The 23,266-nt window shown below is 66.2% G+C and carries 22 protein-coding genes; 11 read left to right on the top strand and 11 right to left on the bottom strand.

The annotated features are described in order from the left end of the window. Positions 1-18 precede the first annotated feature (18 nt). From SFB74_RS24945 to SFB74_RS24915, 7 genes are all read left to right on the top strand, one after another. Entirely contained in the window at positions 19-1,440 is a 1,422-nt protein-coding gene (locus SFB74_RS24945) for a cache domain-containing protein (RefSeq protein WP_432727025.1), read from the top strand. Next, positions 1,437-2,078: a response regulator gene (locus SFB74_RS24940; protein WP_093197607.1), complete on the top strand. Its 642-nt coding sequence runs from the start codon at positions 1,437-1,439 to the stop codon at positions 2,076-2,078. Before SFB74_RS24945 ends, SFB74_RS24940 begins: the two co-directional genes overlap by 4 nt. 368 nt (positions 2,079-2,446) lie before the next feature. Then, positions 2,447-2,698: a hypothetical protein gene (locus tag SFB74_RS24935; protein ID WP_432727024.1), complete on the top strand. Its 252-nt coding sequence runs from the start codon at positions 2,447-2,449 to the stop codon at positions 2,696-2,698. Between the two features lie 221 nt (positions 2,699-2,919). Then, the gene (gene dgt / locus SFB74_RS24930; RefSeq protein WP_432727022.1) at positions 2,920-4,419 is read left to right on the top strand and encodes a dGTP triphosphohydrolase; all 1,500 of its coding nucleotides are present in this window, start codon (positions 2,920-2,922) and stop codon (positions 4,417-4,419) included. Further along, positions 4,403-5,155 (top strand): hypothetical protein, encoded by a 753-nt coding sequence (locus tag SFB74_RS24925; protein ID WP_432727021.1) that lies wholly within the window; start codon positions 4,403-4,405, stop codon positions 5,153-5,155. The genes dgt and SFB74_RS24925 overlap by 17 nt, the downstream gene beginning before the upstream one ends. A gap of 395 nt (positions 5,156-5,550) precedes the next feature. Then, positions 5,551-6,261: a phytanoyl-CoA dioxygenase family protein gene (locus SFB74_RS24920; RefSeq protein WP_432727019.1), complete on the top strand. Its 711-nt coding sequence runs from the start codon at positions 5,551-5,553 to the stop codon at positions 6,259-6,261. Between the two features lie 175 nt (positions 6,262-6,436). Next, a complete protein-coding gene (locus tag SFB74_RS24915) occupies positions 6,437-7,270 on the top strand; it encodes a class I SAM-dependent methyltransferase (protein ID WP_432727018.1) in 834 nt (277 codons plus the stop codon). Between the two features lie 50 nt (positions 7,271-7,320). On the opposite strand, the gene map is transcribed toward SFB74_RS24915, so the two are convergent. Next, entirely contained in the window at positions 7,321-8,067 is a 747-nt protein-coding gene (gene map, locus SFB74_RS24910) for a type I methionyl aminopeptidase (RefSeq protein WP_432727016.1), read from the bottom strand. A 200-nt stretch (positions 8,068-8,267) separates the two neighbouring features. Between map and SFB74_RS24905 the strand changes: the two genes are divergently transcribed. Continuing rightward, a complete protein-coding gene (locus SFB74_RS24905) occupies positions 8,268-8,894 on the top strand; it encodes a DUF938 domain-containing protein (protein WP_432727015.1) in 627 nt (208 codons plus the stop codon). A gap of 96 nt (positions 8,895-8,990) precedes the next feature. Then, a complete protein-coding gene (locus SFB74_RS24900; RefSeq protein ID WP_432727014.1) occupies positions 8,991-9,260 on the top strand; it encodes a hypothetical protein in 270 nt (89 codons plus the stop codon). A gap of 31 nt (positions 9,261-9,291) precedes the next feature. On the opposite strand, the gene SFB74_RS24895 is transcribed toward SFB74_RS24900, so the two are convergent. Further along, the gene (locus SFB74_RS24895) at positions 9,292-9,573 is read right to left on the bottom strand and encodes a hypothetical protein (RefSeq protein ID WP_432727013.1); all 282 of its coding nucleotides are present in this window, start codon (positions 9,571-9,573) and stop codon (positions 9,292-9,294) included. 193 nt (positions 9,574-9,766) lie between these two features. Here SFB74_RS24895 and SFB74_RS24890 point away from each other — a divergent pair, with 193 nt between their 5' ends. Then, positions 9,767-10,054, top strand: coding sequence for an HU family DNA-binding protein (locus tag SFB74_RS24890; protein ID WP_432727012.1), 288 nt, complete (start codon positions 9,767-9,769; stop codon positions 10,052-10,054). Between the two features lie 174 nt (positions 10,055-10,228). Further along, on the top strand, positions 10,229-10,768 hold the full coding sequence (locus SFB74_RS24885; RefSeq protein WP_432727011.1) for a C40 family peptidase: 540 nt from the start codon (positions 10,229-10,231) through the stop codon (positions 10,766-10,768). A gap of 27 nt (positions 10,769-10,795) precedes the next feature. On the opposite strand, the gene SFB74_RS24880 is transcribed toward SFB74_RS24885, so the two are convergent. From SFB74_RS24880 to SFB74_RS24840, 9 genes are all read right to left on the bottom strand, one after another. After that, entirely contained in the window at positions 10,796-11,509 is a 714-nt protein-coding gene (locus SFB74_RS24880) for a DUF2894 domain-containing protein (RefSeq protein ID WP_432727010.1), read from the bottom strand. After that, positions 11,502-12,167, bottom strand: a complete 666-nt coding sequence (locus SFB74_RS24875) for an OmpA family protein (RefSeq protein ID WP_093301916.1) — start codon at positions 12,165-12,167, stop codon at positions 11,502-11,504. Before SFB74_RS24875 ends, SFB74_RS24880 begins: the two co-directional genes overlap by 8 nt. After that, positions 12,164-15,052: a DUF802 domain-containing protein gene (locus SFB74_RS24870; RefSeq protein WP_432727009.1), complete on the bottom strand. Its 2,889-nt coding sequence runs from the start codon at positions 15,050-15,052 to the stop codon at positions 12,164-12,166. Before SFB74_RS24870 ends, SFB74_RS24875 begins: the two co-directional genes overlap by 4 nt. Further along, positions 15,049-15,783 (bottom strand): DUF3348 domain-containing protein, encoded by a 735-nt coding sequence (locus SFB74_RS24865; RefSeq protein ID WP_432727008.1) that lies wholly within the window; start codon positions 15,781-15,783, stop codon positions 15,049-15,051. The genes SFB74_RS24870 and SFB74_RS24865 overlap by 4 nt, the downstream gene beginning before the upstream one ends. Before the next feature lie 127 nt (positions 15,784-15,910). Next, positions 15,911-17,194, bottom strand: coding sequence for an FAD-dependent oxidoreductase (locus SFB74_RS24860; protein WP_432727006.1), 1,284 nt, complete (start codon positions 17,192-17,194; stop codon positions 15,911-15,913). 88 nt (positions 17,195-17,282) lie between these two features. Continuing rightward, the gene (locus tag SFB74_RS24855; RefSeq protein WP_432727004.1) at positions 17,283-18,686 is read right to left on the bottom strand and encodes a DUF5666 domain-containing protein; all 1,404 of its coding nucleotides are present in this window, start codon (positions 18,684-18,686) and stop codon (positions 17,283-17,285) included. After that, positions 18,683-19,504, bottom strand: coding sequence for a DUF6502 family protein (locus SFB74_RS24850; protein ID WP_432727003.1), 822 nt, complete (start codon positions 19,502-19,504; stop codon positions 18,683-18,685). The genes SFB74_RS24855 and SFB74_RS24850 overlap by 4 nt, the downstream gene beginning before the upstream one ends. A 134-nt stretch (positions 19,505-19,638) precedes the next feature. Continuing rightward, positions 19,639-20,178, bottom strand: a complete 540-nt coding sequence (locus tag SFB74_RS24845) for a GspH/FimT family pseudopilin (RefSeq protein ID WP_432727002.1) — start codon at positions 20,176-20,178, stop codon at positions 19,639-19,641. Continuing rightward, complete coding sequence (locus SFB74_RS24840; RefSeq protein ID WP_432727001.1) at positions 20,175-23,255, bottom strand: pilus assembly protein; 3,081 nt, start codon at positions 23,253-23,255, stop codon at positions 20,175-20,177. The genes SFB74_RS24845 and SFB74_RS24840 overlap by 4 nt, the downstream gene beginning before the upstream one ends. Between the last annotated feature and the right edge of the window lie 11 nt (positions 23,256-23,266).

The following is a 23,266-nucleotide window of genomic DNA, read 5'->3' as shown; positions in this document are numbered from 1 at the left end:
TGGTAGCCTTGCCACCCGATGAACCTCCGCACCAAGATCGTTGCGCTCGCCGTCGCACCGCTGCTCCTGGCGCTGGTGCTGGTGGCCCTTGCGGTGCGCCACCAGGAGAACGACCTCGCCCAGCGCGAGCGTGCCCTCATCGAGAACAGCTACATGGCCCAGCGCCGCAGCGAGCTGCGCAGCTACGTGGACCTGGCCGTCAGCAACCTGATGCCGTTGTACGAATCGGGCCAGGACGACGAGGCCACCCGCAACGAAGCACTGCGCCGGCTGGCCGCGCTCAACTACGGCGACGACGGCTACTTCTTCGTGTACGACCTGGAGGGCAAGTCCCTCATGCACTCGCGCCAGCCCGAGCTGGTCGGACAGAACCTCTGGGAGCTGCGCGACTCGCATGGCCGCTACACCATCCAGGAGCTGATCAAGGGCGCGAAGGAAAACGGCGGCGGCTACGTCGAGTACGAATGGCGCAAGCCCTCGAGCGCGCAGCTGGCGCCCAAGCTCGGCTACGTGACCGCCATGCCGCGCTGGAACTGGATGGTGGGCACCGGCCTGTACCTCGACGACATCCAGACCACCATGGACACCCTCGACCGGCAGGTGAACGCCAACGTCACCGCCACGCTGCTGTGGATAGCCGGCATTGCCGCGCTGTGCCTCGGCGTGGTCAGCGCCGCCGGCCTGCTGCTCAACCTCAGCGAGCACCGCACGGCGGAAGCCAAGTTGCGCCTGCTGGCGCGCCGCGTGGTGCAGTCACAGGAAGAAGAGCGCGGCCACCTCGCACGCGAGCTGCACGACGGCACCAGCCAGACGCTGGTGTCGGCCAAGCTGCTGATCGAATCGGCAGTGGAATCGCTCGACCGCCAGCAGCAGCCCACGCCCCCTGCACTCGTGAAGGCGCTGCAGCGGCTCAACGATTCGCTGATTGAGGTGCGCCGCATCTCGCACCGGCTGCGCCCCGCATTGCTCGACACCCTGGGCCTGCCCGCCGCGCTGGAGCGGCTGGTCGACGAGTTCAGGGAAGAGGGCGGCGGCGTCGATGCCTCGATGATGATCGGCGGCGAATCCTTCGAGCTGCAGCCCGAGGTGAAGACCGCGCTCTTCCGCCTCACGCAGGAGGCGCTGACCAACGTGCGCAAGCACGCCAACGCGCAGCACGTGCACATTGCGCTGAACTTCGACGAGGAAGAAGGCGTGCGGCTCGAAGTGAGCGATGACGGCACCGGCTTCGACATCGAGGCCGTGCAGCTCGACCCCCGGCGCGGCATCGGCCTGCGCAACATGCGCGAGCGCATGGAAGCCATCGGCGGGCGGCTCACCATGTGCAGCAACGCAGGGCGCACCTCCATCGAGGCCGAGGTGCCCGCACGCAGCGCGAGGGCAGCAGCGGCCGACCAGAAACAGCAGGCACACGCGCCCGCATCAGGCGCCAGAGCATGACCACCGCCAAGACCATCCGGCTCTTTCTTGTCGACGACCACCCGCTGGTACGCGACGGCCTGCGCGCCCGGCTCGGCTCCATGCCCAACCTGGAGATCGTCGGCGAGGCCGGCAGCGCCGCCGAAGCGCTGGAACTGGTCGACAGCGTGCGGCCCGACCTCATGCTGATGGACGTAGGCATGAAGGACATGAACGGCATCGAGCTAGCGGAAGTGCTGCTGCAGCGCCAGAGCGCAACGCACATCGTGATGCTCAGCATGTACGACAACCCCGAGTACGTGCAGAAGGCCCTGCAGGTGGGCGCGCGCGGCTACGTGCTGAAAGACGCGCCCGCGGCCGAGATCGTCGCGGCCATAGAGGCCGTGTCGGCCGGCGGCACATTCCTGAGCCCGGCCGTGTCGAAAAAACTGTTTCGCACGCAGGAGCCGAGGCCGCTGCTCACGCCGCGCGAGAGCGAGATTCTTTCGGCGCTGGGCCGGGGCGAATCGAGCAAGCAGATCGCACGCGAACTGGGCCTGAGCGTGCGCACGGTGGAGGCGCACCGGCAGAGCATCAAGCGCCGCCTGGGCATCGAGGGGCAGGCAGAGCTCATCAAGTACGCGGTGGAACATGCGCGCGAATTCGGGCGCGATTCTTAAGTTGATGCAGCCGCTTCTGCAGCCTCTTTTTCGTTGATTGACCCGGCGACTGTCAGCGCTTTGTGTACTGGCGCTGCGGCCTCGCGATTACTCGAAGGAATCGAGAAATTCTGGGCAGAAAGTTATTTCTGCGCAGGGCTGGTCTTCTATACAGTGAATGCCCCTGTGGTTGAACGACCCACCAAGTGGGCATGGAGGGCAGAGCACACAAAGACTTCTCTTGAGTGAACCGCATTGCCTTGCGGCGGGCTGTTGGTGCGACTTGCATCGACGCGAACGTGAGGCGCAAAAGGCGACGGCCAAGGTGCGCGAACACCTTGACCGTCTGACCAAGTGACGTGCAGAACTTTGGAAAGAGAGCACACCAGATGGCTAAACGAATTATGGCCGGGGCCGCAAAGCCGGCATCCGCGGACGCGACCACCACGACACGGGACCCGTCCGGTCTTCTTGAGAACAAGCTGGAGCAACTGAACTCGCTGCTCTGGTGCTTCTACGGCGCCGGGGATGGATGGTTCCAGGATGCGGGGGAGGCGCATCGGGACAATCTGCTTTGGATTGCTTCGGATTTGGCGCGGGAGGCTGTGGTGCTTTATCAGGAGATGAGTCCGGCTGGGTGACCGGGCGTCGGGCGCCAAGTCTCTGAAAGTGGCTTGGCGCTTGCTGTGGAACTTCGGCTCTCTTCGCGGCTTTCCGTTTTGCAGCGGCTGCTGACTTCGGTGGGTAGGTCCACCACCGATCGGAGTGGGACATCTACCGGACACTCAGGCGCTGCTTTGTGCAGGATCGCGAACTCCAAGCATCTACGGTCGGGTGCGGACTGGCCTCAGTAGAATGCGCCATGACTAAGCCGGCTCTTTCTCTGAATATTTGGTCCAACGTCCGTCGGCCGCGTCCTGGTCGGGCGCCTCTGCACCCGGAGAATGACACACAGTCGGGTGCCCGTGCGGACAGTGCCAAGTCCGATGATCCGCGCTCGGATTTCCAGCATGACTACGACCGGCTGCTGTTCTCTACGCCCGTCCGGCGACTCGCTGACAAGACGCAGGTTTGGCCGATGGATGAGAATGACGGCGTGCGGACACGTCTGACGCACTCTCACGAAGTGGCGAACCTCGCTCGGTCTATCGGCACGCGTGTCTACCTCAAAAACAAATCTAAGTTCGATGAATCGGACATCGGTGACGATGCCCTGCTTAATGTCATCCAACCGATCCTCCAGGCTGCAGGGCTCGGTCATGATCTTGGCAACCCGCCTTTTGGCCACCAGGGCGAAGCCGCTATCGGCCGCTGGTTCAAGAAGCGAGCGAAATGGATCTTCAGCAAGAAAACCCCTGATGGCGACGACCTGAACTCAAAGGACATCGTGCCGGACGCCCTTCGCATGGAGTTCACAGCGTTCGACGGCAACCCGCAGGCGCTCCGGTTGCTTACGCGCCTTCAGACCCACGTGGATGGCATGGGGCTCGACCTGACGGCTGCGACTTTGGCTGCTGGACTTAAGTATCCCGTCAGCTTTGCGACGGTCGACGATGACTGCCCGGTCAAGAAAAAGGGGGGGTATTTTTCGTCAGAGCGAAGCGTGGTCGAATGGATTCGAGCTCAAACAGGTCTGAGCGAAGGTCAGCGACATCCGGTGACCTGGATCATGGAAGCCTGCGACGACATCGCCTACTCCGTGCTGGACGTGGATGATGTTCTGAAGAAGGGAGTGATGTCGCCCGACGACGTGCTTGTCGTACTGCGCCGCAAAGTTCCGGGCGATCCAACAGTTGAGGGCCTACATGAGCTGTTTGGCAGGATCGAGGGTAAAGACCTGCGCCCAGACACGCTGCGTGACATCAAAATTCAGTATCTACGCGCGCACTTCATCGGGGCCTTGGTTTCGCACGCGAGCGATCAGTTCAGCAGCGACGTAACGGCCATCTTCTCGTACAGCCATGCGACGCCGTTGATGGATAACTCACCATTGTGCTCAGCGCTGAAAAAGATTGCGCAAAAGTATGCGTTCGAGAATGCCGACGTGCTGAAAGCGGAGGCCCTCGGTGCAGCAGCGCTCGACGGATTGATGAGTGCGTTCTGGGAGGCGATTAGCGATCGCAAGAAGGACGATGACATCGAGTCCAAGCGGGTGAGCGCTCGGTCCAAATTTATCTTCTCTGTCATTAGCCCCAACTATGTTCAGGAGGCTGCTGCGGCGGCGCAGGCCGACCACGGCGCTGGCGGGCTACGCTATCGCGAACTACGGCTTCTGACTGATATGGTGTCTGGCATGACGGACTCGTTCGCGATGCGTCTCTGGGACGAGATCCAGGAGATCCCTCATGTCAACGGCGCCTAGTAATGACGCCCTGAAGCGTCGTCTGGATCGATATTTCTGGGCGAACAACACCGGAGAGATGGAGTTTCTCCGTCAAGTGCTCAAGGATAAGTTCATTGGCTTCGAGCGCGTGGCGGTAATCGGCGGCCTTGTTCGCGATTTTGCATATGAAGGGCGGAGGAGTTTTCGCTCCGACCTAGATCTCGTGATCGATGCGCCTAAGGAGAGGATCGCTGAAATTGCGTCCTCGCTACGTGCTACGCCGAATCGATTTGGCGGCTTCGGATGCAAGCAAGGTCCGTGGAAGATTGACTTTTGGGCTCTCGAGACGACTTGGGCGCGTAAGTACGTCCCTTTGAATTCGCTTGAAGACATCGTCTCCAGTACTTTTTTTGATTGGGATGCAGCCGCGTACGATCTGAAGGAAAAGAAACTTATCTGCTCAGAAGACTATCTGTTTCGAATCCGGAGCAGGACCTTAGATGTCAACCTGCTGCCAAATCCCTCACCGCTGGGAAACTTGGTTCGCGCTGTTCGCCGGCTCATGATCTGGCGGGTCCAGGCAGGTCCTTTGCTCAAAAGTTTCATTGAGAAGCATCTCGATGACGACGCACTGCGCTACATCCAGGTCAAAGAACTAGAGCTGTATCCGGTAGCGGTGTCGACGCGCTGGGCGACAACGGCCGATGCGAAAGAAGCACTTTTCGGTGAGAGCTGGGACAGGACAAAGGCACAGTTCGAACTTCGGTTGGATTGACGCCTGACGCGGAGGTCGCAATGGGCGCCGTCCCACCTATGTGGCGACGGGCGAGGGCGTGCCATGTACGGCGAGGTTTCCGCCATTCTCTTCGCCTGGATCACAGCAGGCTGATGAGTACGGTGCGATATCTTGGAATCGAGGGCGCCGCCGCGTTTGATGTGCGTGACTTTGCTAGACAACTCGACGATTGGCCAGAAACTGCGACTAGAGCGGTCGCTGGTGACTGCGAGAACGAACGTCTGCAACCAGTCTGAAGCCGCCATGCGGTAGAAAGGGCCAGGTGACTGCTGCTTGACCTCAAATGTGGCCCTTGTCACCGTGTGCGGCTGCTCCAGTACGCTTGATTGCCTGCGGCCTCACGTCCACTCTTGACCTGCTGCCACGAAAAAGCTATGAGCCAATTTCAAAACAGTTCTTTCATTGACAGCGGATACCAGCGACTGAAAGGCTTCCATTCAAAGAGACAGGTCACCGGTATCAGGCAGAAATTGCTCGATGAATTCAAGCGGCTGAATTCATCGCCGAGAGGACAAGGTTCGGCGAACTCACTGCAAAAGCTTCCTGTCTTTCAGCAGATCGGAAAGCTATCTGCGCTCGTCAAAGTTCCGGGCTTGCACGAAGCGCTGTCAACGCCCGAGCTGATCGAGTGCATCACTCGTCTAGGCGGACGCCCTCCGTCAGCGATTCAAGATACTCAACTGCTCCTGTCCCCACCCAACCAGGGCACCTCGACACTCGAAAACCTGAACTGGCACGTCGACATCGCCGCAAACCCCAAAGGCCCATTACCCGGAATCCAGGCCTTCTTCCTCATCGACGACGTAGCCCCCGGAGGGGGCGCGACGCTGGCACTGACCCGTTCGCATCGAGTCGACACCCAGGGCATGCCCACATCTTCCCGACTGCGCGAAGTGCTGAAGACCCCCGGCGACCTGAAGCGCAATCTCGATCAACTGGGCATTGAAATCATCGAGATGTCCGGCCGCGCAGGCGATGTCTTCCTGATGGACATGCGCGTGCTGCACACGCCATCGGTCAACTCGACGAAGAACGTACGGATGATGGCCACGACCCGCTTCTTCTTCGACGGACCTTCGCGCTAGGCCACTCCACGTCACGACGTTGACGAGGCCTGCAGACAGGGCCACCATCGCACAACGCGGCCGATGCCCGATCAGCCCGCGCCCCTGTTGCAGCCACCTAGCCAGCCCCGGACTAGGTAACCCCAACAGGGCACCCAAGGGCACTGCTCCGAACAAGCCTTCAAGGAGACACCCCATGCCCGAAACCGACAAGGTATTCGCAGGTTCGATCCCGAAGTTCTACGACACGCTCATGGTCCCCCTGATCTTCGAGGCCTATGCCCTCGACATGGCGGAGCTGGTCGCGCCCTCTTCGCCCGGCGCGGTGCTCGAAACGGCGGCTGGCAGCGGCGTGGTCACGCGGGCGCTTGCGCCCAGGCTCGGCGCCGGCGCGCGCTATGTGGTGACCGACCTCAACCAGCCCATGCTCGACTACGCCGCCACCCGGCAGGGCGACGGCACCGATGGCCGCAGCACCGGCATCAACATCGAATGGCGGCAGGCGGATGCGCTCAAGCTGCCGTTCGAAGATGCCTCGTTCGATGTCGTCTGCTGCCAGTTCGGCGCGATGTTCTTCCCTGACCGGACTGCCGGCTATGCCGAGGCGCGCCGCGTGCTGAGGCCGGGCGGGCGTTTTGTCTTCAACGTGTGGGACCGCATCGAGGAGAACGCCTTTGCCGACGAGGTCACCAACGCCATGGCCGAGCTGTTCCCGCAAGACCCTCCGCGCTTCCTGGCCCGCACGCCGCACGGCTATCACGACGTCGCGCTGATCCGCGAAGACCTGCGCCGCGCGGGCTTCACCAGCATCCAGATCGACACGCGCGAGAAGCTCAGCCGTTCACCCTCGGCGCGCGAGGTCGCCACCGCCTATTGCCAGGGAACACCGCTGCGCAACGAGATCGAGTCACGCGACGCCAACGCGCTCCAGCTGGCCACGGACCGCGCGGCTCATGCGATTGCGAGCCGTCATGGCGAAGGCCCGGTGGCCGGCAAGATCCAGGCGCATGTGATCGTGGCGGCGGGGTAGGGGGGCAAGGCAAAGGCGCCGCCGCTGGCGCCTTCGTTCTTCTTCAGTCGTCAGTGCTGGGTGACGACGATGGGCGCGCCCTTGGTGATGATCATCGTGTGCTCGTACTGCGCAGACAGGTTGCCTTTCACGCCCGCAAGCGTCCAGCCGTCGGAAGCCTCGGTGACGATGCGGCTCTTGGTCGACAGGAAGGGCTCGATGGTGATGACCATGCCTTCGTGCAGCGTGCGCGTGTCCGAGGGATCGAAGTAGCCCGGAATGTGCTCGGGCTCCTCGTGCAGCGTGCGGCCGACGCCGTGGCTCGCGAGGTTCTCGATGACCTTGAAGCCGTAGGCCTTGGCCGTGCGCTCGATGGCGGCGCCGATGCGGTTGATCGGCTGCCCGGCCCTGGCGGTCTTCATCGCTTCGGCCAGCGCGGTGCGGGTGGCGTGGCACAGGCGGGTCTTCTGCGGGTTGGTGGGCGGCACCACCGTGGTTCCGCCGGTGTCGGCGAAGTAACCGCCGAGCTCGGCCGACACATCGACGTTCAGCACGTCGCCGGCACGGATGACGCGGTCGCCGGGTATGCCGTGTGCCGCCTCTTCATTGATGCTGATGCAGGTCGTGCCCGGAAAGTTGTACGTGAGCTTCGGCGCAGACCGCGCGCCATGCTCTTCCAGCAGCCGCTGGCCGATGAGGTCGAGCTCGCGCGTGGTCATGCCGGGCTCCGCAGCATCGAGCATGCGCTGCAGCGTCAGCGAAACGATGCGGCCGATTCGCTTCAGGGCTACAACGTCGTCTTGGGTTTCGATGGTCATGTCGGGTCCTTGTGGAAATGAGAACGCGCGGAAGGTGAAGATGATGAGCGGCCCAGCCGGGCTGGGGCCCGTTGCCGGTGCGTCGGGTTGGTTGCATTGTTATATGCCGTACCGGATTCCCGGGCATCCTTGCGAGTCATTCGAAGCTATTCTTGCCCCGACGAGCTCCAACCCTCCTTCTTCGTCCAGGTGCCTCCAGAATGCCCGATCTTCCCCACAGCCCCGCCGCCGAACGCAACAAGCAGCCCATCCTCGACGCACTCGCCGGCATCCTCGGCGAGCAGGGCGCCATGCTGGAGATCGCATCCGGCACAGGCCAGCACGCCGTCTGGTTCGCCACGGCCTTGAGCAAGTGGACCTGGCAGCCCACCGACGCGGACGCCCGCGCGCTGCCCGGCATCGCAACCCGAATCGCGCAAGCCGCGCGGCCCAACCTCCGGGCGCCAGTCCTGCTCGACGTCACGGCACCCCAATGGCCTTCGCAGGGCTTCTCCTTCGCCGAAGGAGAGGAGAAATTCGACGCGATCTACTGCGCGAACATGATCCACATCGCACCCTGGGCCGCCTGCGTCGGGCTGATGCAAGGGGCGGCCCGGCATCTGCGTTCCGGCGGAGTGCTCGTTACCTACGGGCCTTACTTCGAGGACGACGTGCCGACGGCACCGAGCAATCTGGCGTTCGATGAGGACTTGCGTGGGCGCAATCCTGCGTGGGGCATTCGGCGGCTTGCTGATGTGGCTGCGCAGGCGCAGCAGGCGGGGCTTGTGTTGCGGGAGCGGCATTCGATGCCTGCCAACAACCTGCTGCTGGTCTTTGGCCAGCACTGAATCTTTCACCGGCGATTCTTGATCGTCGGGTAGCTTGCTCGACTCGTGCATGGGGCTGCAGAAAAATCAGGCCCCGGATGATCGCGGGAGGAAGCAGTGTCAATCTTTGTGCGGGCGCACGCTGCGCATGTGGCGTTTCGGGGTCTTTTCATCGCGGCAGGCGCATTGCTGCTCGGACTCATCTCGAACTTCATCCTGGTCGCGATCGGCCATTGGTACGAAATGAACATGGCGCGTAGCGAGTACGACCTCTCGGACGCTTTCATGATTGCCTTGCTGGCGCAGGCTGTTTGTGTTGTCGTCGGTGGATTGATCGGCAACTGGCTGTTTCAGCGACGGCGCAGCAAGAGAGACACCAAGAGCTGAAGGGGCACGCGATGGCGGCCCCCCGCGGACCTCACCGCCAGGGCGATTCCATCGATGCAACTTCTTCGAAGGTCATCGCCCGGACACTGCCCCCATCGCGCGGCACCGCATACCAGCAACGCGCAGGCGGCACATGCCCGGCCTCATACATCACGCGCACCACGGCCCCATGCTCATCGAGCCGCAAAACATGCGCTCCCATCGCCCGTTCCGCATGCGTGAGCGCAAACTCGGCCAGTGCGCGTTCGCTCGCGGCGCGGCGCCAGTGCGCTGCCGTTCTCCAGGTTCGCAATCGGTCGATCAGTCGTTTCATTGCGGATGCGTGGCCTCATCGGCCGGTTGCCCAAGTTTCGCGCACCGGCGTGCATCGATCACGATGTTTCACTTTTGAAACGCATCGGCGCTCCACGCCTGCAGCCGAGCGCGATTACATTCAAGCCCGGTGCGCATTCATGCGCCACCGTTTTTTTCCACCGTTTGATCCAAGCAAAGAAAGAACACCCGTTTTGAACAAGACCGACCTCATCGCCGCCATCGCCACGGACACCAACCTCAGCAAGGCCGATGCCGCTCGCGCGCTCGACTCCGCCATCGACAACCTGTCGCGTGCCCTGGCAAAGGGCGACACGGTGCAACTGATCGGCTTCGGCACCTTCGCCGTGGCCAGCCGTCCCGAGCGCGAAGGCCGCAATCCTTCGACCGGCGAGAAGATGATCATCAAGGCCAGCAAGGCGCCGAAGTTCACCGCCGGCAAGGCGCTGAAGGACGCGGTCAACGCGCCCGCCGCTCAGTAAGCCAGTAAGAAAAGAGACCCCAAAAGAACCCGCAGGAGGCACGCGCAGGCCTCTTGCCCAACCTCCCTCCGTGGCGCCCGCGCAGCAGTGCGGGCCGCGGAGGGCCGGCATCTTCAGGAAACCGTCGCATTCCGCGCTAGAGTTCGTGCAGGTTCACGAGCCCAGCCCTCCGACATGTACGACGCGCCTGTGCCGACACCCTCATCCCCCACCACATTGCAGCAGTGGCTGCTTCGGCTTCTTTCGATAGGGGCCTGCCTTCTGTTCATCGGCTGTGCGAGCCCCTCCGGGCCACGACAGGGCGGCGGCCCCGGGCCCGTCATCGGCGGCACCAGCACGTTGACGGCCGAGCAATCGAACAGCATCGCGATCCATGCGCTCGGCCTCGTGGGCACGCCGTACCGCTACGGCGGCAACACGCCCGATGGCGGCTTCGATTGCAGCGGGCTCATCGGCTACGTATACCTCAACAGCGTGGGTGAATCGCCGCCTCGCACGGTGGCGCGCATGACGGCTTTCGGCAGCCCGGTGGCAGTGTCCGAGCTTCGCACCGGCGATCTCGTGCTCTTCGGCTCTTCCACGCCCTCGCATGCGGGCATCTACGTGGGCAATGGGCGCTTTGTGCATGCGCCTTCGACGGGCGGCGTTGTGCGGCTCGATCGGCTCGATGGCGTGTATTGGTCGCGCCAGGTGGTGCAGGCGCGGCGGCCCTGAGCTGCTTCGGCTGAGCGAGTAGAGTCCTCAGCCGGATTTGCTGCCGCGACCGCTCTTCTTCGCGCCCTCGGCGCGCGGGCTCGCAGCACCCGCAGCAGCGGCACCACCAGCATTCAACTGCTCGACCCACGACAGCGCATCGACATACGCCATGAACCGGTTGAGGTACTCCGGCGACATGTCGCGCATGAGTGTGAGCGAGCGGTGCACGAGCTGGTGCGAGTTGAGCGGGCCGGCGTTCTGGGGCACCTTCGCGCGCGACTGATTCAGCCGCCGGTCGGCGCTGAGTTTGGACCACGTGCTCTTGAAGTAGCGGATCGACTTCAGCTCGGCGGCTGGCGCAGGCGCTGCAGCGCGAGAAGAGGGGCGGGGCACTGCCTTGCCCGTTGCCGTTGTCTTCGCTGCCGTTGTTGCCGTTGCTGCGGGAACGTCGACGGCAGCCGGCGCATGCTTCGCGATGTGCTCGATGAGCTCAGCGAATGCGTCGCGCTCGGGCTCGGCCGGCTGTTCCGCAGCTTCCGCGGACTTCGCCTTCTCCAGATCGTCGCCATACGCCGCAAGCAGCGCGATCACCTTGTTGTCGACGATGCGCCGCACTTCGCCATCGAGCGCAGCCGCGCGCCGGGCCATCGCCTCGATGACGCGAAAGCGCACCGGGTCGAAGCGCTGGTCGCCACGCGCGAGCGCCGCGGCGACCATGGCGCCGGTGTCGCGAGTGGTGGCTTCTTCCTGCTCAGTCACGAGGCTTCGCGCTGGCGCTGGAAGAAGAAGGGCGCGGCGTGGGCGCCATTTCCACGCGGCGGTTCTTGGAGCGGCCATCCGCGTCGGCATTCGACGCCACGGGCTGCTCGGAGCCGAAGGCGGCGGCGAAGATCGTCGATGACGGCACGCCGGCCTCAATCAGCGAGCGCGTCACGGTCAGTGCGCGCTGTGCCGACAGCTCCCAGTTGTCCGCGAACTGGCGCGCGTTGTCGCGCATCTGCCGGTCGTCGGTGAAGCCGCTCACCATCAGGATTTCGTCGCGCGACTTGAGATAAGTGGTCAGCGGCGCGGCCAGGCTCTTGAGCAGCTGCTTGCCCTCGGGCTGCAGTTCTGCCGAGTTGAAGGCGAACAGCACGTTGCCGCTGATGCCGATGCGGCCGTTGGTCAGCGTCACGCGGCCGGCCGCAAGCGGCGCCGCCAGGGCCTGTTCGAGCGTCTGCAGGCGCTTGGCCTCGGCCTGCCGCTGCTTGACTTCGGTCTCCAGCTTCGAGGCCAGCTCCATCTGCATGCCGAGCGCGCACACGAGGATGAGCACGAAGGCGCCGAGCAGGCCGGCCATGAGGTCGCCGAACACGGCCCACACCGGCACGCCGGGCTCGTCGAAGCCGGCCTCGATGTCTTCGCGGGTGCCCATCATGCTTCGCTGTCCGCGGGTGCCTGCAGTTGCTTCTCTTGCCTGCTGGCGATCTGCTGCATGTCTTCGACGATCTGCTTCTGCGACATGATGCTCAGGTCGATCACCTCGCGCGCCTGCGCGACGTAGTAGGCGAGTTGCTCGTCGCTGCGCGAGATCGATTTGCCCAGCGCGCCTTCGATGCGCTGCAGGTGGGCCGCGAGCTTGTCGTTCGACTGGCTGAAGAGCTGCACCGCGAGGCCGAAGGCCTCACCCAGGCTGGCCACCTCGACGGCGCTGCCGGCGATCTGCGCGGCCACGTTGCTCATCTTGTCGGACTCGGCTTCAGCCTTCTCGGTGAAGCGGCTGCCGACGCGCTCCAGCATTTCGGCCGATGCCGACACCAGCGTGTCGATGGCCGCGCGCTGTTCGGTCGAGGCGTGGTTCACCGCGTCGAGCAGGGTGGAAAGCGTTTCGAGGATGCGGCTGCGCTCCTCCAGCATGGTGTTGTCGCGCGCCATGCTGTCGGCGAGCTTCTGGCGCAGTTCCGTTACCACCTCGGCCGCGGCTCGTGGTGCTTCCGATGCGGCCTGCAGCAGTTGCGCGATCTCGGTGACGGTGCTCTTCGCGTGCGCTTCGGTCTGCGCCGACATGTCGCGCGCGGCCTGGGCCATGGTGTCGAAGAGCTGCTGCTGCTGGCTCGCGTTGTGCGCGTTGGCCTGCTGCCATTCCTGCTGCAGCGAGGCAGCCATGGCGCCCAGCGATTGAGTCCATGCCGCGAGGCGCTGTTCGTCGCGCGATGCCATCTGCGACATCGCATCGGCCGCGGCCTGAGGTGCCTCGGCGGCGGCCTGCAGCAGCCGCGAGATCTCGGCGACAGTGTTCTTTGCGTGCGTCTCGGTCTGCGCCATCGTGTCGCGCGCGGTCTGCACCATCGTGTCGATGAGCTGCTGTTGCTGGCCTGCGTGGTGCGCGTTGACCTGCTGCCATTCCTGCTGAAGCGATGCGGCCATGGTGGTCAGCGATTGCGTCCAGGCCGCGAGGCGCTCTTCGTCGCGCGATGCCATCTGCGACATCGCGTCGGCAGCAGCTTGCGGTGCCTCCGATGCGGCTTGCAGCAGCCGCGCGATCTCGGCGACCGTGCTCTTTGCATGCGCTTCGGTCTGGGCCATCGTGTCGCGTGCGGTCTGCGTCATCGCGTCGATGAGTTGCTGCTGCTGGCCCGCGTGGTGCGCGTTGACCTGCTGCCATTCCTGCTGCAGCGATGCGGCCATGGTGGTCAGCGATTGCGTCCAGGCGGCAAGGCGCTGCTCATCTCGCTGTGCCATCTGCGACATCGCGTCGGACGCGGCCTGCGGTGCCTCGGCCGCGGCCTGCAGCAGTCGTGCGATCTCGGCGACGGTGCTCTTCGCATGCGTCTCGGTCTGCGCCATCGTGTCGCGTGCCGTCTGCGCCATGGTGTCGAGCAGCTGTTGCTGCTGGCTCGCGTTGTGCGCGCCGGCCTGCTGCCATTGCTGGTGGAGCGAGGCGCCCATGTCGGTGAGCGATTGTGTCCAGGCCGAGAGGCGCTGTTCGTCGCGCGCTGCCAGCTCGGTCTGCAGCTTGGCGTGCGCCTGGTCCACGGTCTGCAGCAGCGATGCGGTGTGCTGTTCGAACGCGGCGGTGGCGGAGGTGAGGGCCTGGTGCGCATCGCCCGACAGCTTTTCGCTGACCTGCTGGTGCTGCGCGAGCGCGTCGCCCCAGGTCTTCGACACGTTGCCGACGGTGCTTTCGAGGCGCGCGGAGACGCTGTCGACCAGCGCGGCGGAACGCTGCTCGAAGGTCTGCGCGAAGTGGTCGTGCGAGCCGCGCACGTCCTTCGACAGCGCTTCGGTGGTGTGCTGGTGTTCGGCGAGCGCGGTCTTCCAGGTGTCGGCCACGCGGTCGGTGGTGGCCTCGAAGCGGCCGGAGAGGCCGTCGAGCTGCTGCTGCACGGTGTTCGAGATGGTCTGGTGCAGCGCGGCCGTTTCGCGCGCGATGCCGGCCATGGTGGCTTCGACCACGGGCTGGATCGCGGCGCCCGCGACGCGCGCGCTCTCGGTCAGGCTCTGCTTGAGCGACTGGTCGACGGAGGAAGCGAGGTTTCCGTACACGGCCTCGGCCTTGCTGTGGAAGCTGTCCTGGCTGGCCGCGAGCCGGTCACTGAGGGACTGGTTCTGCCGTTCGATGGCGTGCACCATGGCCTGCAGCTGGCCGATCATCTCGGGCATGGCGTGGGCCTGCTGCTGCAGCAGCTTGAACGACTCTTCGCGCTGGTGCGTCTGCGAGAAGACGCGCAGCACGGTGGCGATCTTCGTGTCGAGCACCTGCCCGGCCTGCAGGCGCTCGCGGCGGCTCAGCGCAGAGGCCAGGCCCAGCATGGCCGATGCGGCCACGCCCGCCACCGAGGTGCCGAAGGCGAGGCCGAGGCCCTTCACGGGGGCGGAGAGCGAATCGCGGATGGTCTGCAGGTCGGTCGAGCTTTCCAGCGCGAGGCCGGTGCCCCGGAGCGTGACCACCATGCCGATGAAGGTGCCCAGCATGCCCAGCAGCACCAGGAAGCCGGCGAGGTACGGTGTGAGGGCGGGGCCCGGCAGGCCCACGCGCTCGCCCTCGATGCGCAGGCGCACGGCGTTGCGCAGCGAGGGATGCAGCCGGTCGAGCCAGGTGCCCAGGCTGTCGGGCGGGGCTGAGAGGTCGGCCGTGGCCTGCGTCAGGCTGTCGGTGGCCTGCTGGAAGCGGTGCAGCTCCAGCGCGCCCATGATGTAGAACGCGCCGATGATCAGCGTGACGGCCAGTGCCAGCGGGTTGGTGCCGATGTATCCGGCGCCTACCCAGCCCACGACGGCAAGGCCAGCGACAAATACGGCGTAGTGGAGGAATCGGGTCATGAGGTCCTGGTGGCCTGGGTGCGAAGGGCATCGAGCAGCCCTTCGACCGGTTGAAATCTGAAGTCCAGTTCGGCGAGCAGCACGTCCTGGGCGTCCTTGCGGAACACGTCCAGCCACTCGTCGGCGGGCTGGGCACTGTGGGGGTTGTCTTCTGTCTCGGATGCTTCGGCGTCGGCTTCTGCCGGCGGAGCTTCGGCGGCCTTGCGCAGGCGCTCGAAGTGCCGCTCGAGGATGCCCGGCACGGCCGACAGCAGGCTGTATTCGCGTGCTTCGAGCACCTGGGCCATGACCACGTCGACCGATGCGAGCCGGGCCATGGCCGGCGACTTGGCCGCCATGGCCGCGCGCAGCTTGCCGCGCAGCGTGCTCGCGCCCGCTTCCATGGCCTGTTGCCGGGCCAGGTAGCGGCGCTTGTAGGGGGTGAAGTCGGAGGCTGCGTCCTTGCCGGCGCCGAAGGTGTTGTCCTCGACGATGGCAGTGGCCAGTGCGGCTTTCACGCGCTGGCATTCGCTTTCTTCGTTGTTGCGGGGGGCGCGAAGGCCGGTTTGCGGCGTTGCCGGGGCACCGTCGAGCGCAGCGGACAGCGAGATGGCATCGGTCCAGCCGAACCACTGGCTCAGCCGGTCGGCGGTGGGTTGCGCGGGTTCCCGGGCGTCGACGTTGGAAAGCCTTGAGAGCAAGCGAATGAGCGCCGAGCCGTTGAAACCTGTGCGCCTTGAAACTTGCTCCATGCCCCCTGAAAGCGCCTGATTGCGCGTGATCCGAAAAACCCGGCAGTCTACAACAGGGCCCTCTGTCCGAGCCCTCCCGCCAGGCCCCGTCAGCCCCCGGCTATGTAACGAAATGCCAGTTTTTTCATCATGTGCGCGGCGAGCGCGGCGAAGTCACGTGTTCGGGCCGCAGGCCCAGCCCCACGGCCCGCGCCGGCAGCCGGCGAAGCAGCGGCCAGCGCGCAAGCAGCCGCAGGGGCAAGGGCAGGCGCCGCGGGCCTGTCGCCGGCTTGCCGTCGAGCACGGCCATGAGCACGCGGTCCTGTATGAAGCGCTGCACGGCCTGGGTGACCTGCACGGGCAGTTCCCTGCGGCGCTGCAGCTGGGGCAGCAGGGCGTCGATTTGCTTCTCGGTCGCGTCGCCGGCCAGCGCGGCGGCCAGCAGGTTCGCCGCAGCCACGGCGTCCTGCACGGCGAGGTTGATGCCGACGCCGCCCACCGGCGACATCGCATGCGCGGCGTCGCCGATGCACAGCAGGCCGCGGCATGACCAGCTTTCGAGGCGGTCGACCGTCACTTCGAGCAGCTTCACCGCGTCCCAGTCGGGCAGTGCGGAAGGCAGCCGGTCGGCGAGGAAGGGCGCGATGCGGCCGATTTCCTTGTGGAAGGCGCCGATGCCGCGCGCGCGCAGCGCGTCATGGCCGCCCTTGGGTATGACGAAGGCGCATTGCCAGTAGTCGCCGCGGTTCAGCGTCACCAGGAAGTGGCCACCCGCGACGTGGCCCGCGGTGGCAGCTGGGTCGCCGGCCAGCCTCGGAACGGCCATCCACAGCACGTCGATGGGCGCGCCGTAGCTGATGTGCGGCAGCGCCGCCGCATCGCGCAGCGCGGAATGCCGGCCGTCGGCGGCCACCACCAGCGAGGCATGAAGTTCGACGTCGCGCGGCTGGCCGGCATGCCGGCCGCGCCGCACCTTCACGCCGTTCACGCGGCCCTTGTCCTGCAGCAGGCCGACGGCTTCGGCATCGGTCCAAAGCTCGAAGCCCGGGTAACGCCGGGCCTCGTCGCACATGAAATCGAGAAACTCCCATTGAGGCATCAGCACGAGAAACTTGCTGTGCGAGGGCAGGTGGGTGAAGTCGGCCACCGGAACGCTGCGGCCCTCGAAGGTGGCGCGAAGCTCGTCGATGCGATCGTGCGGGCGCTGCAGGAAGGCTTCGAGCAGGCCCAGCTCGTGCAGCACTTCAAGCGTGGACGGATGCACGGTGTCGCCGCGAAAGTCGCGCAGGAAGTCGAGATGCTTCTCCAGCACGACGACGGGCACGCCGGCTCGGGCCAGCAGCAGGCCCAGCACCATGCCGGCAGGACCGCCACCTGCGATGCAGCAGCGTGGCGTCGAGGATGCGCTCGCTTGGGCGGTTGGCGTGTCCATGGCTCCGATCGATCGATCCGGTCGCGCCGCGAACGACGTGGCCTGGGTTGCCCGGCACCGCGCAGTACCGGGCTCGGCGCCCCGCGGCTCAGGGTTGCGCGAAGGTGACGCGCTGGGCGATGAGAACGCCGTCGACCACGCGGTCTCCGACGACTGTCACGCGCTTGCCGTTGCCCAGGTCCGCGGCGGTGCCGTTTTCGAAGATGGTAGCGGAGCCGCCGGCGTTCACGCGCTGGCCGCGCACCATGAAGTCGGAAGCCGACTGGTAGCCGGCGACGGGGCCGATCACCGTGAAGGACGCCGGCCCGCCGGTGCCCGGCACGTAGCGGATGCGCAGTTTCTTCGCCACGAGCACTTGCCCGGAGAGGAAACCGTCGACCTCGACCTTGACGCCGTTGCCGATGGAGCCGGCCGGACCGCCGGTGATCTGCGCATTGCGTGCGTCGACCTTGTTGCCGAGCACGCGGAAGTCGCCGATCGAGGCGAAGTCGGTGGCGACGCCCGCGAGCTGGAGCGCGATGCCGTCGGCCGTCGGGATGGCGTACCAGCCCTTGACCGTGGAGGCGGTGAAGCGGCCGGCCACTGGCGCCACTGTGCCGCGCACGCGGACGATGGCGCCTTCGGCCAGGCTGGCGGTGTCGAGGCCGGGGCCGAAGTCGACGGTGAGCAGGCCGAGCGTGAAGTGCCGGCCGACAAGGTCGAGGCTCTGGACGGTGCCTGTCACCAGCGGCTCGACGGAGCCCGGCGTGATCTGGACGCGCGTGGCGCGCAGCGTGCCCGGTGCGGCGGGCAGGCCCCAGACCTGGATCACGGCGCCGTCGCGCAGGTCGGCTGCGCCGTTGGAGTCGCCCCAGACGGTGGCGGTGTCGGTGGTCACGCGGCTGCCCATGACGGTGAAGCTGCCGTTCGAGAGGTCGATGTTGGAGATGGCGCCTCGCAGTTCTGCCGCCGAGACGACCTGGGCGGCGGTGCCGCTGGTGAAGTTGGCGTCGACCTTGCCGGCGATGCGCGCGCTCATGCCGATCTGCAGCTCGGTGGTGTCCTCGAGGCTGAAGGTGGCGCTGTCGGTGTTGTAGCGCAGGCCATTGAGGATGACGCTGCCGAGGCCGTCCGCGGCGCCGATGCCGGCGGCGTCCGCGCTCACGCCTGTGCCGCCGGAGCCCACGCCGGAGCCTTCGCCGTTGGTGTTGCCGGCGGTGCTGGTGCCGCTGCTCGCGTTGCCACCTGCGCCGCCGTTATCGCCCGAGCTGGCGGAACCGCTGCCGGAGCCGCCCGTGCCGCCGCCGCTGGTGTCGGTGCTGCTGCCAGTTGCCGCGCCAGTTGCGCTGGAGCCCGCCCCCGAGATGCCGGCGGCGCCCAGGCCGGACGTGCCGCCGCCACCGCCGCCTCCGCCGCAGGAAAGGAGCATGGTCATGCCGCCTGCGATCAGCAGGCTGCGCAGGAAGCCGCGCGCGAGCCGGAAGGAACCGGGGAATGTGAGAGTCGTGTTCATCGTGAGGGCCCGCTCTTCTTCGGCGCGGCTTCGTCGTCTTCGTAGTAGGTATAGATGCCGACGCGGATGCGCGCCTTGCTGTCGGCGGGCGCGTGCTCGACGGCCTGGGTCATTTCGCGGGCGAGTTCGCGGTGCAGGGCCGCCCAGCGTTCGCGCGCGAGGAGCTGGATCTTTTCGCAGTCTTCCAGCGTGAGGCCGCGCGCGTAGACCGAGCGCTCGAGCATGCGGGGCGACGCGCCCAGGGTGTTGGAGACGGCGGCCAGCAGGTGGTCGCGGCCGTTGTCGCCGAGGAAGGCGAGCATCGACTGCAGGTCTTCGACCGGCACGAAGCCGTCGGCCATGAGCTCGGCGACGCCGTTGTCCTCGGCCACCATGTTCAGGCGCACCAGTTCATCCAGGATGGTGCGGTGATGCATGTTGCCGCGGCTGGCCAGGCGGGCCACGCGCTCGAAGGAGGGCGTCTCGTCCTCGGTGGTGACGGGAATGCGGCGCAAGGCGTCGTCGTCGGCCGTCATCTGCAGCCAGAGCGTGAAGGTCTTGGCGGCCGCCGAGAGTTCGGTATGGGGCAGCGGGTCGACGGTGGCGCGGACCTTGGCGGTGACGGCCTTGCGGTTCAGGCCGGTGGTGACCGAGATCTGGCTGAGGTTGGGCCGGCGCACGCCCTGCTGGCGCCAAGAGCGCTGGGCCTCCTCGATGAGCAGGTCGCGCAGCAGGTCTTCCAGGTGCGGATGCTTGACGCCCATGGCGAGCGCCAGCCGGACGACGGGACGAAGGATGCGAGCGCAGGCGGCAAGGGCCCAATCCAGCCGATGTTCCATGAATGCGGTCGTTGCTCCTGGTTCTGTGCGTCCGAGACAAAAGTAAAGGGGCCCGGGCCGCCGGCCGGTCCCCTGCGCAGCGGGGTATTGTCGTTCGTCCCGATGGCCGGCCTTTCCGGCATGCCGGGGCGGACCTAGGTCGCGGTGCAGGTGCCGTCGTTCGACCTCGTGACATTGGTGCGCCCGGTGGCACTGATGCTTACGGCGCGCGACTGGTTGGCGCTGGGGGTGGTGCGGCATATGGTGATCCGGCTCTGGCTCGCGCCCATGCCGGTGGCCTGGAACACGATGGCGCTCGCGCCGCCCGCCTCGCGCAGCAGGTAGCCCGAGGCGGCGGCGCTTTCCGCGCGCAGCACCTGCGTGCCGCTCAACACGATCCAGCCGGTTTCCCATTGGCCGTTGGTGCTGCAGCTGGTGCCGTCGGCCGAGGCGCACAGTGTGACGGGGGCGTTGCGCTTGATGGCTTCGCTGCGAGCGAGCTGGCTGCCCGCCACGAGCGAGGTGGAGTAGTTGCTCAGGCGCATGGAAAGCCGGATGCCGTCGAACGAAGGCACGGCGATGGCGACGAGCACCACCAGCACGGCCACCGTGACCATCAGCTCCACCAGCGTGAAGCCGTATGCGCGGGAGGTGCGGGGGCGGTTGCGCATGTTGCCGGTGCTGCGCGGGCTCACTTCTGGATGAACCAGTAGACCCGGCCCTTGGGCTGCTTGAACGCCGCCTTGGGCGCGGTGCCCTTGGGGCTGAGGAACGAGTCGGGGTTGGCGCCGATCACCACGTCGCGCATGCTGCCGTCGTCGAGCTGTACGCGACCCACCACGGGCGAGGGCGCGAGGCCGCCGCCCACCACGTTCTGGAAGCGGCCGCCGGTTCCCTGGGGCGCGGCATTGACGTAGGACACGTTGTAGACGCGCGCGGTGCCCAGATCGGCGCGGCACGACTGCGCGTTCGGGTTGCTGGGCGTATGGGTGTTGAAGGTGGTGATGCCGTAGGCGGTGACCGAGCTCGTCACCACCTGCTCGCCCGCGGCGAGGGCGAGGTACCAGCCCTTCTTCGTGGCGAGGTCGGAGGAGGTCGGCGTGGAGGTGTCGGTGATGGGCTGCAGCGAGGCCTGGCACAGCAGCCCGTTGCCGGTGCCGCAGCGGCTGGTTTCGCTGCTCAGCCAGGTGCTGTCGGTGGGCTTGTCGACCAGCATGTAGAAGCGGTTGGCCACGCCGAGCGCGACGTTGTAGTAGCGCAGCGGCTTCTCGCGGTCACCGGAGCCCAGCAGGATCACGAAGGCGCCGTTGTCTTCCACCACGTCGGGGGCGAACATGAACTTGCGGTTGGGCGTGCAGGTGGTCACGGTGTCGCAGCCGAGCGAGGCGATCTGCGTCATGGTCCAGCCCGAAGGAGCGCCGCTGTCGACGGCGATGCGGTAGACATTGCCGCCCAGGTCCGCCGCGTAGGCGATCCTGGCGATGCCGAGGGAGTCGGTGACGACGGTGATTTCTCCAGCGACCGGCCGCGCGGTGGCGAACATCTGCAGGCGTGCGCCGGTGTCGGCGTCGAGCACGTAGATGCCGCTGCCCTTCGCGCCGCTGCCGCAGGCCTGGGCTGCGCTGTTGGTGTCGACGTCCTCGCACTTGTCGTAGCCGCCGCCGAAGATGAGCAGCGGGCTGTTGCCGCCGCCGTAGCCGTTGGCGCGCATCACCTTGGGGGCCGACCAGGTCTGGCCGATGCCTTCGAAGCCGGTGTCGCAGCCGGTGTCGTCGCCCTGGTTGGGGCAGCCCTTGCGCCATTTCAGCGTGGGCGCGGAGGCGGATGAAACGTCGAAGGAATAGATCAGCCGGCCGCCGCGGCGCATGCTCGCGAAGAGCCAGGCGGTGCTGTCCTTGCGGTAGGCCGAGACCGGGCCGTCCATGCCGTAGGGCTTGGGCGCGACCGCGCCGGCGGTGACCGGCAGGCCGGGGAAGTTGATGCGCGTGGTGTCGTCGTAGAGCCGCTTGAGGCTGCCGTAGAACTCCGGCGGCATGAAGGACCAGAGCTCGTCGCCGGCGGCCGCCGAGCCGATGGCCGCGCTGCGATTGCCGTTGACGGCGCGCAGCACGCCGTCGTTGCCGCCGTAGAACACCACCACCTGGGGCGAGGCATCGGTGCCGTAGTTGATGGCCACCGGCCGCGAGTGCACCACGTCGCCATGCACCGATGGGCGCATGGAGGTCGATGTGACGGGATTGCCCTGCGCGTCGAGCCGCTCGTCGCCCTTGTTGTCGAGGCCGCGCGCCCAGTTGATGAGCGCGGTGCGGTCGGTGTCCGCCGTGACGCCCAGCGCCGCCTTGGTGATGGCGGAGTTGCCGTCGGCGAAGGCGGTGAGGGCGGTGCAGCTGCCCGGCGCGCAGGTTTTCATGTTGCGGTTGGCCACCGCGAGGCGGCGCAGCATGTAGCCCTGCGCGCCTTTTTCCACCACGTTGCCGTCGGGGCTGTCGGCGGCTTCCTTGCCTATGCAGTCGCCGGAGGGCCGGAAGCTCCAGTAGAGGTCGGTGTCGCTGGGAGCGGGCGTCCAGAAGCTGCGGGCGCAGGGCGCGACGAAGCCGGTCTGGTTGTTGACGGCGTTGTTGCCCACCGAGTCCTGCAGGATCAGCTGGTTGCTGCTGTCCAGCCCGAGCTTGTATTGCTTGAGGTTGCCGTTCCAGCGCGGGAAGGCGTCCTGGTCGGGGCGGAACATGCCCACGAACACCTGGTTCAGGTAGGTGCCCTGGGTGTTCACGCTCACCGGCAGGCTTACCGAGGAGAACACGCTGTTGACCGACTGGATCTTGCTGAAGATGTCGTCCAGCGCCGCGCCGAGCGCGCTGCCGAGGTTGGGCTGCGCCGAGATGTCGTAGTACTCGCCCTTGCTCTGGGTGGCCATGCTCTTGAGCAGCGCGCTCCAGCCCGGGCCCTGGCCGCCGGTGGCCTTGGCGGCCTCGATGGTGTAGACCTTCACGCCCATGCTGGTCTGCAGGAAGCGCGACCACTCGTCGGCCGTGTTGTCCTGCGAGCCGCTGGGGCTCAGTGCGATCTGCGTCGCGTCGCCGCCCGCGGCGCGCAGGGCGGCGTTGGAGGTCTGGCTGTCGTTGGTGTTGTCCTGCGCCGCGCCGTTGCTGATGTAGATGACGTAGGTGCCGGTGCAGTTCTCGGTGCTCGGGCCGACGTAGGTGGTGGCGGAGAAGCTGCCGAGCGCGTTGCGCGTGAGCGCGTAGATGTCCTTCGAGGCCTGGGTGCCGCTCACGTTGCCGGCGTAGTCGGCCTTGACCTTGCCGCTGCCGGCGATGGGCGTGCCGCTCGCCAGGTAGCGGTAGACCTCGGCCATGGTCTTGCCGGCCTTGCCGCCATTGGACTTGTCGCCGATCTTGTCGAGGCTGCGGATGAGCGCGCCGTACTTGACCTTGGTGCCGTCGTCCAGCGTGCGCACCGCGGCGCGCACGTAGCCGCCGTCGGAGTTGGAGTTGCCCTGGCCGGTCTCGGTGAACATCATCAGGCCGACCTTGAACTTGTTGGCCTTCAGGCTTTCGAAGGCCGAGGCCAACGCGGTCATCTCGGCGGTGAAGGGCTGGTTCCAGTTGGCCGTGTTGTCCAGCACGAACAGCACGTTCGGCGCCTGCGCCGCGCTGGGGTTGTAGCCCACGAAGAGGTCGATGTCCTCGGCGCGGGCTTGGCCCGCCGGCAGTGCCGTCAACGCGGTGAGCGCGGCGGCCGTCCACAGCGAAGCGAGAAGTTTCCGGATCATGGTGCGGGCCT

Origin of the sequence: Variovorax xiamenensis (assembly GCF_050916385.1) — a bacterium.
Classification (GTDB): domain Bacteria; phylum Pseudomonadota; class Gammaproteobacteria; order Burkholderiales; family Burkholderiaceae_C; genus Variovorax.
Note: the sequence above shows the minus strand (reverse complement) of the source record. Positions and strands in the feature narration are given on the sequence as shown.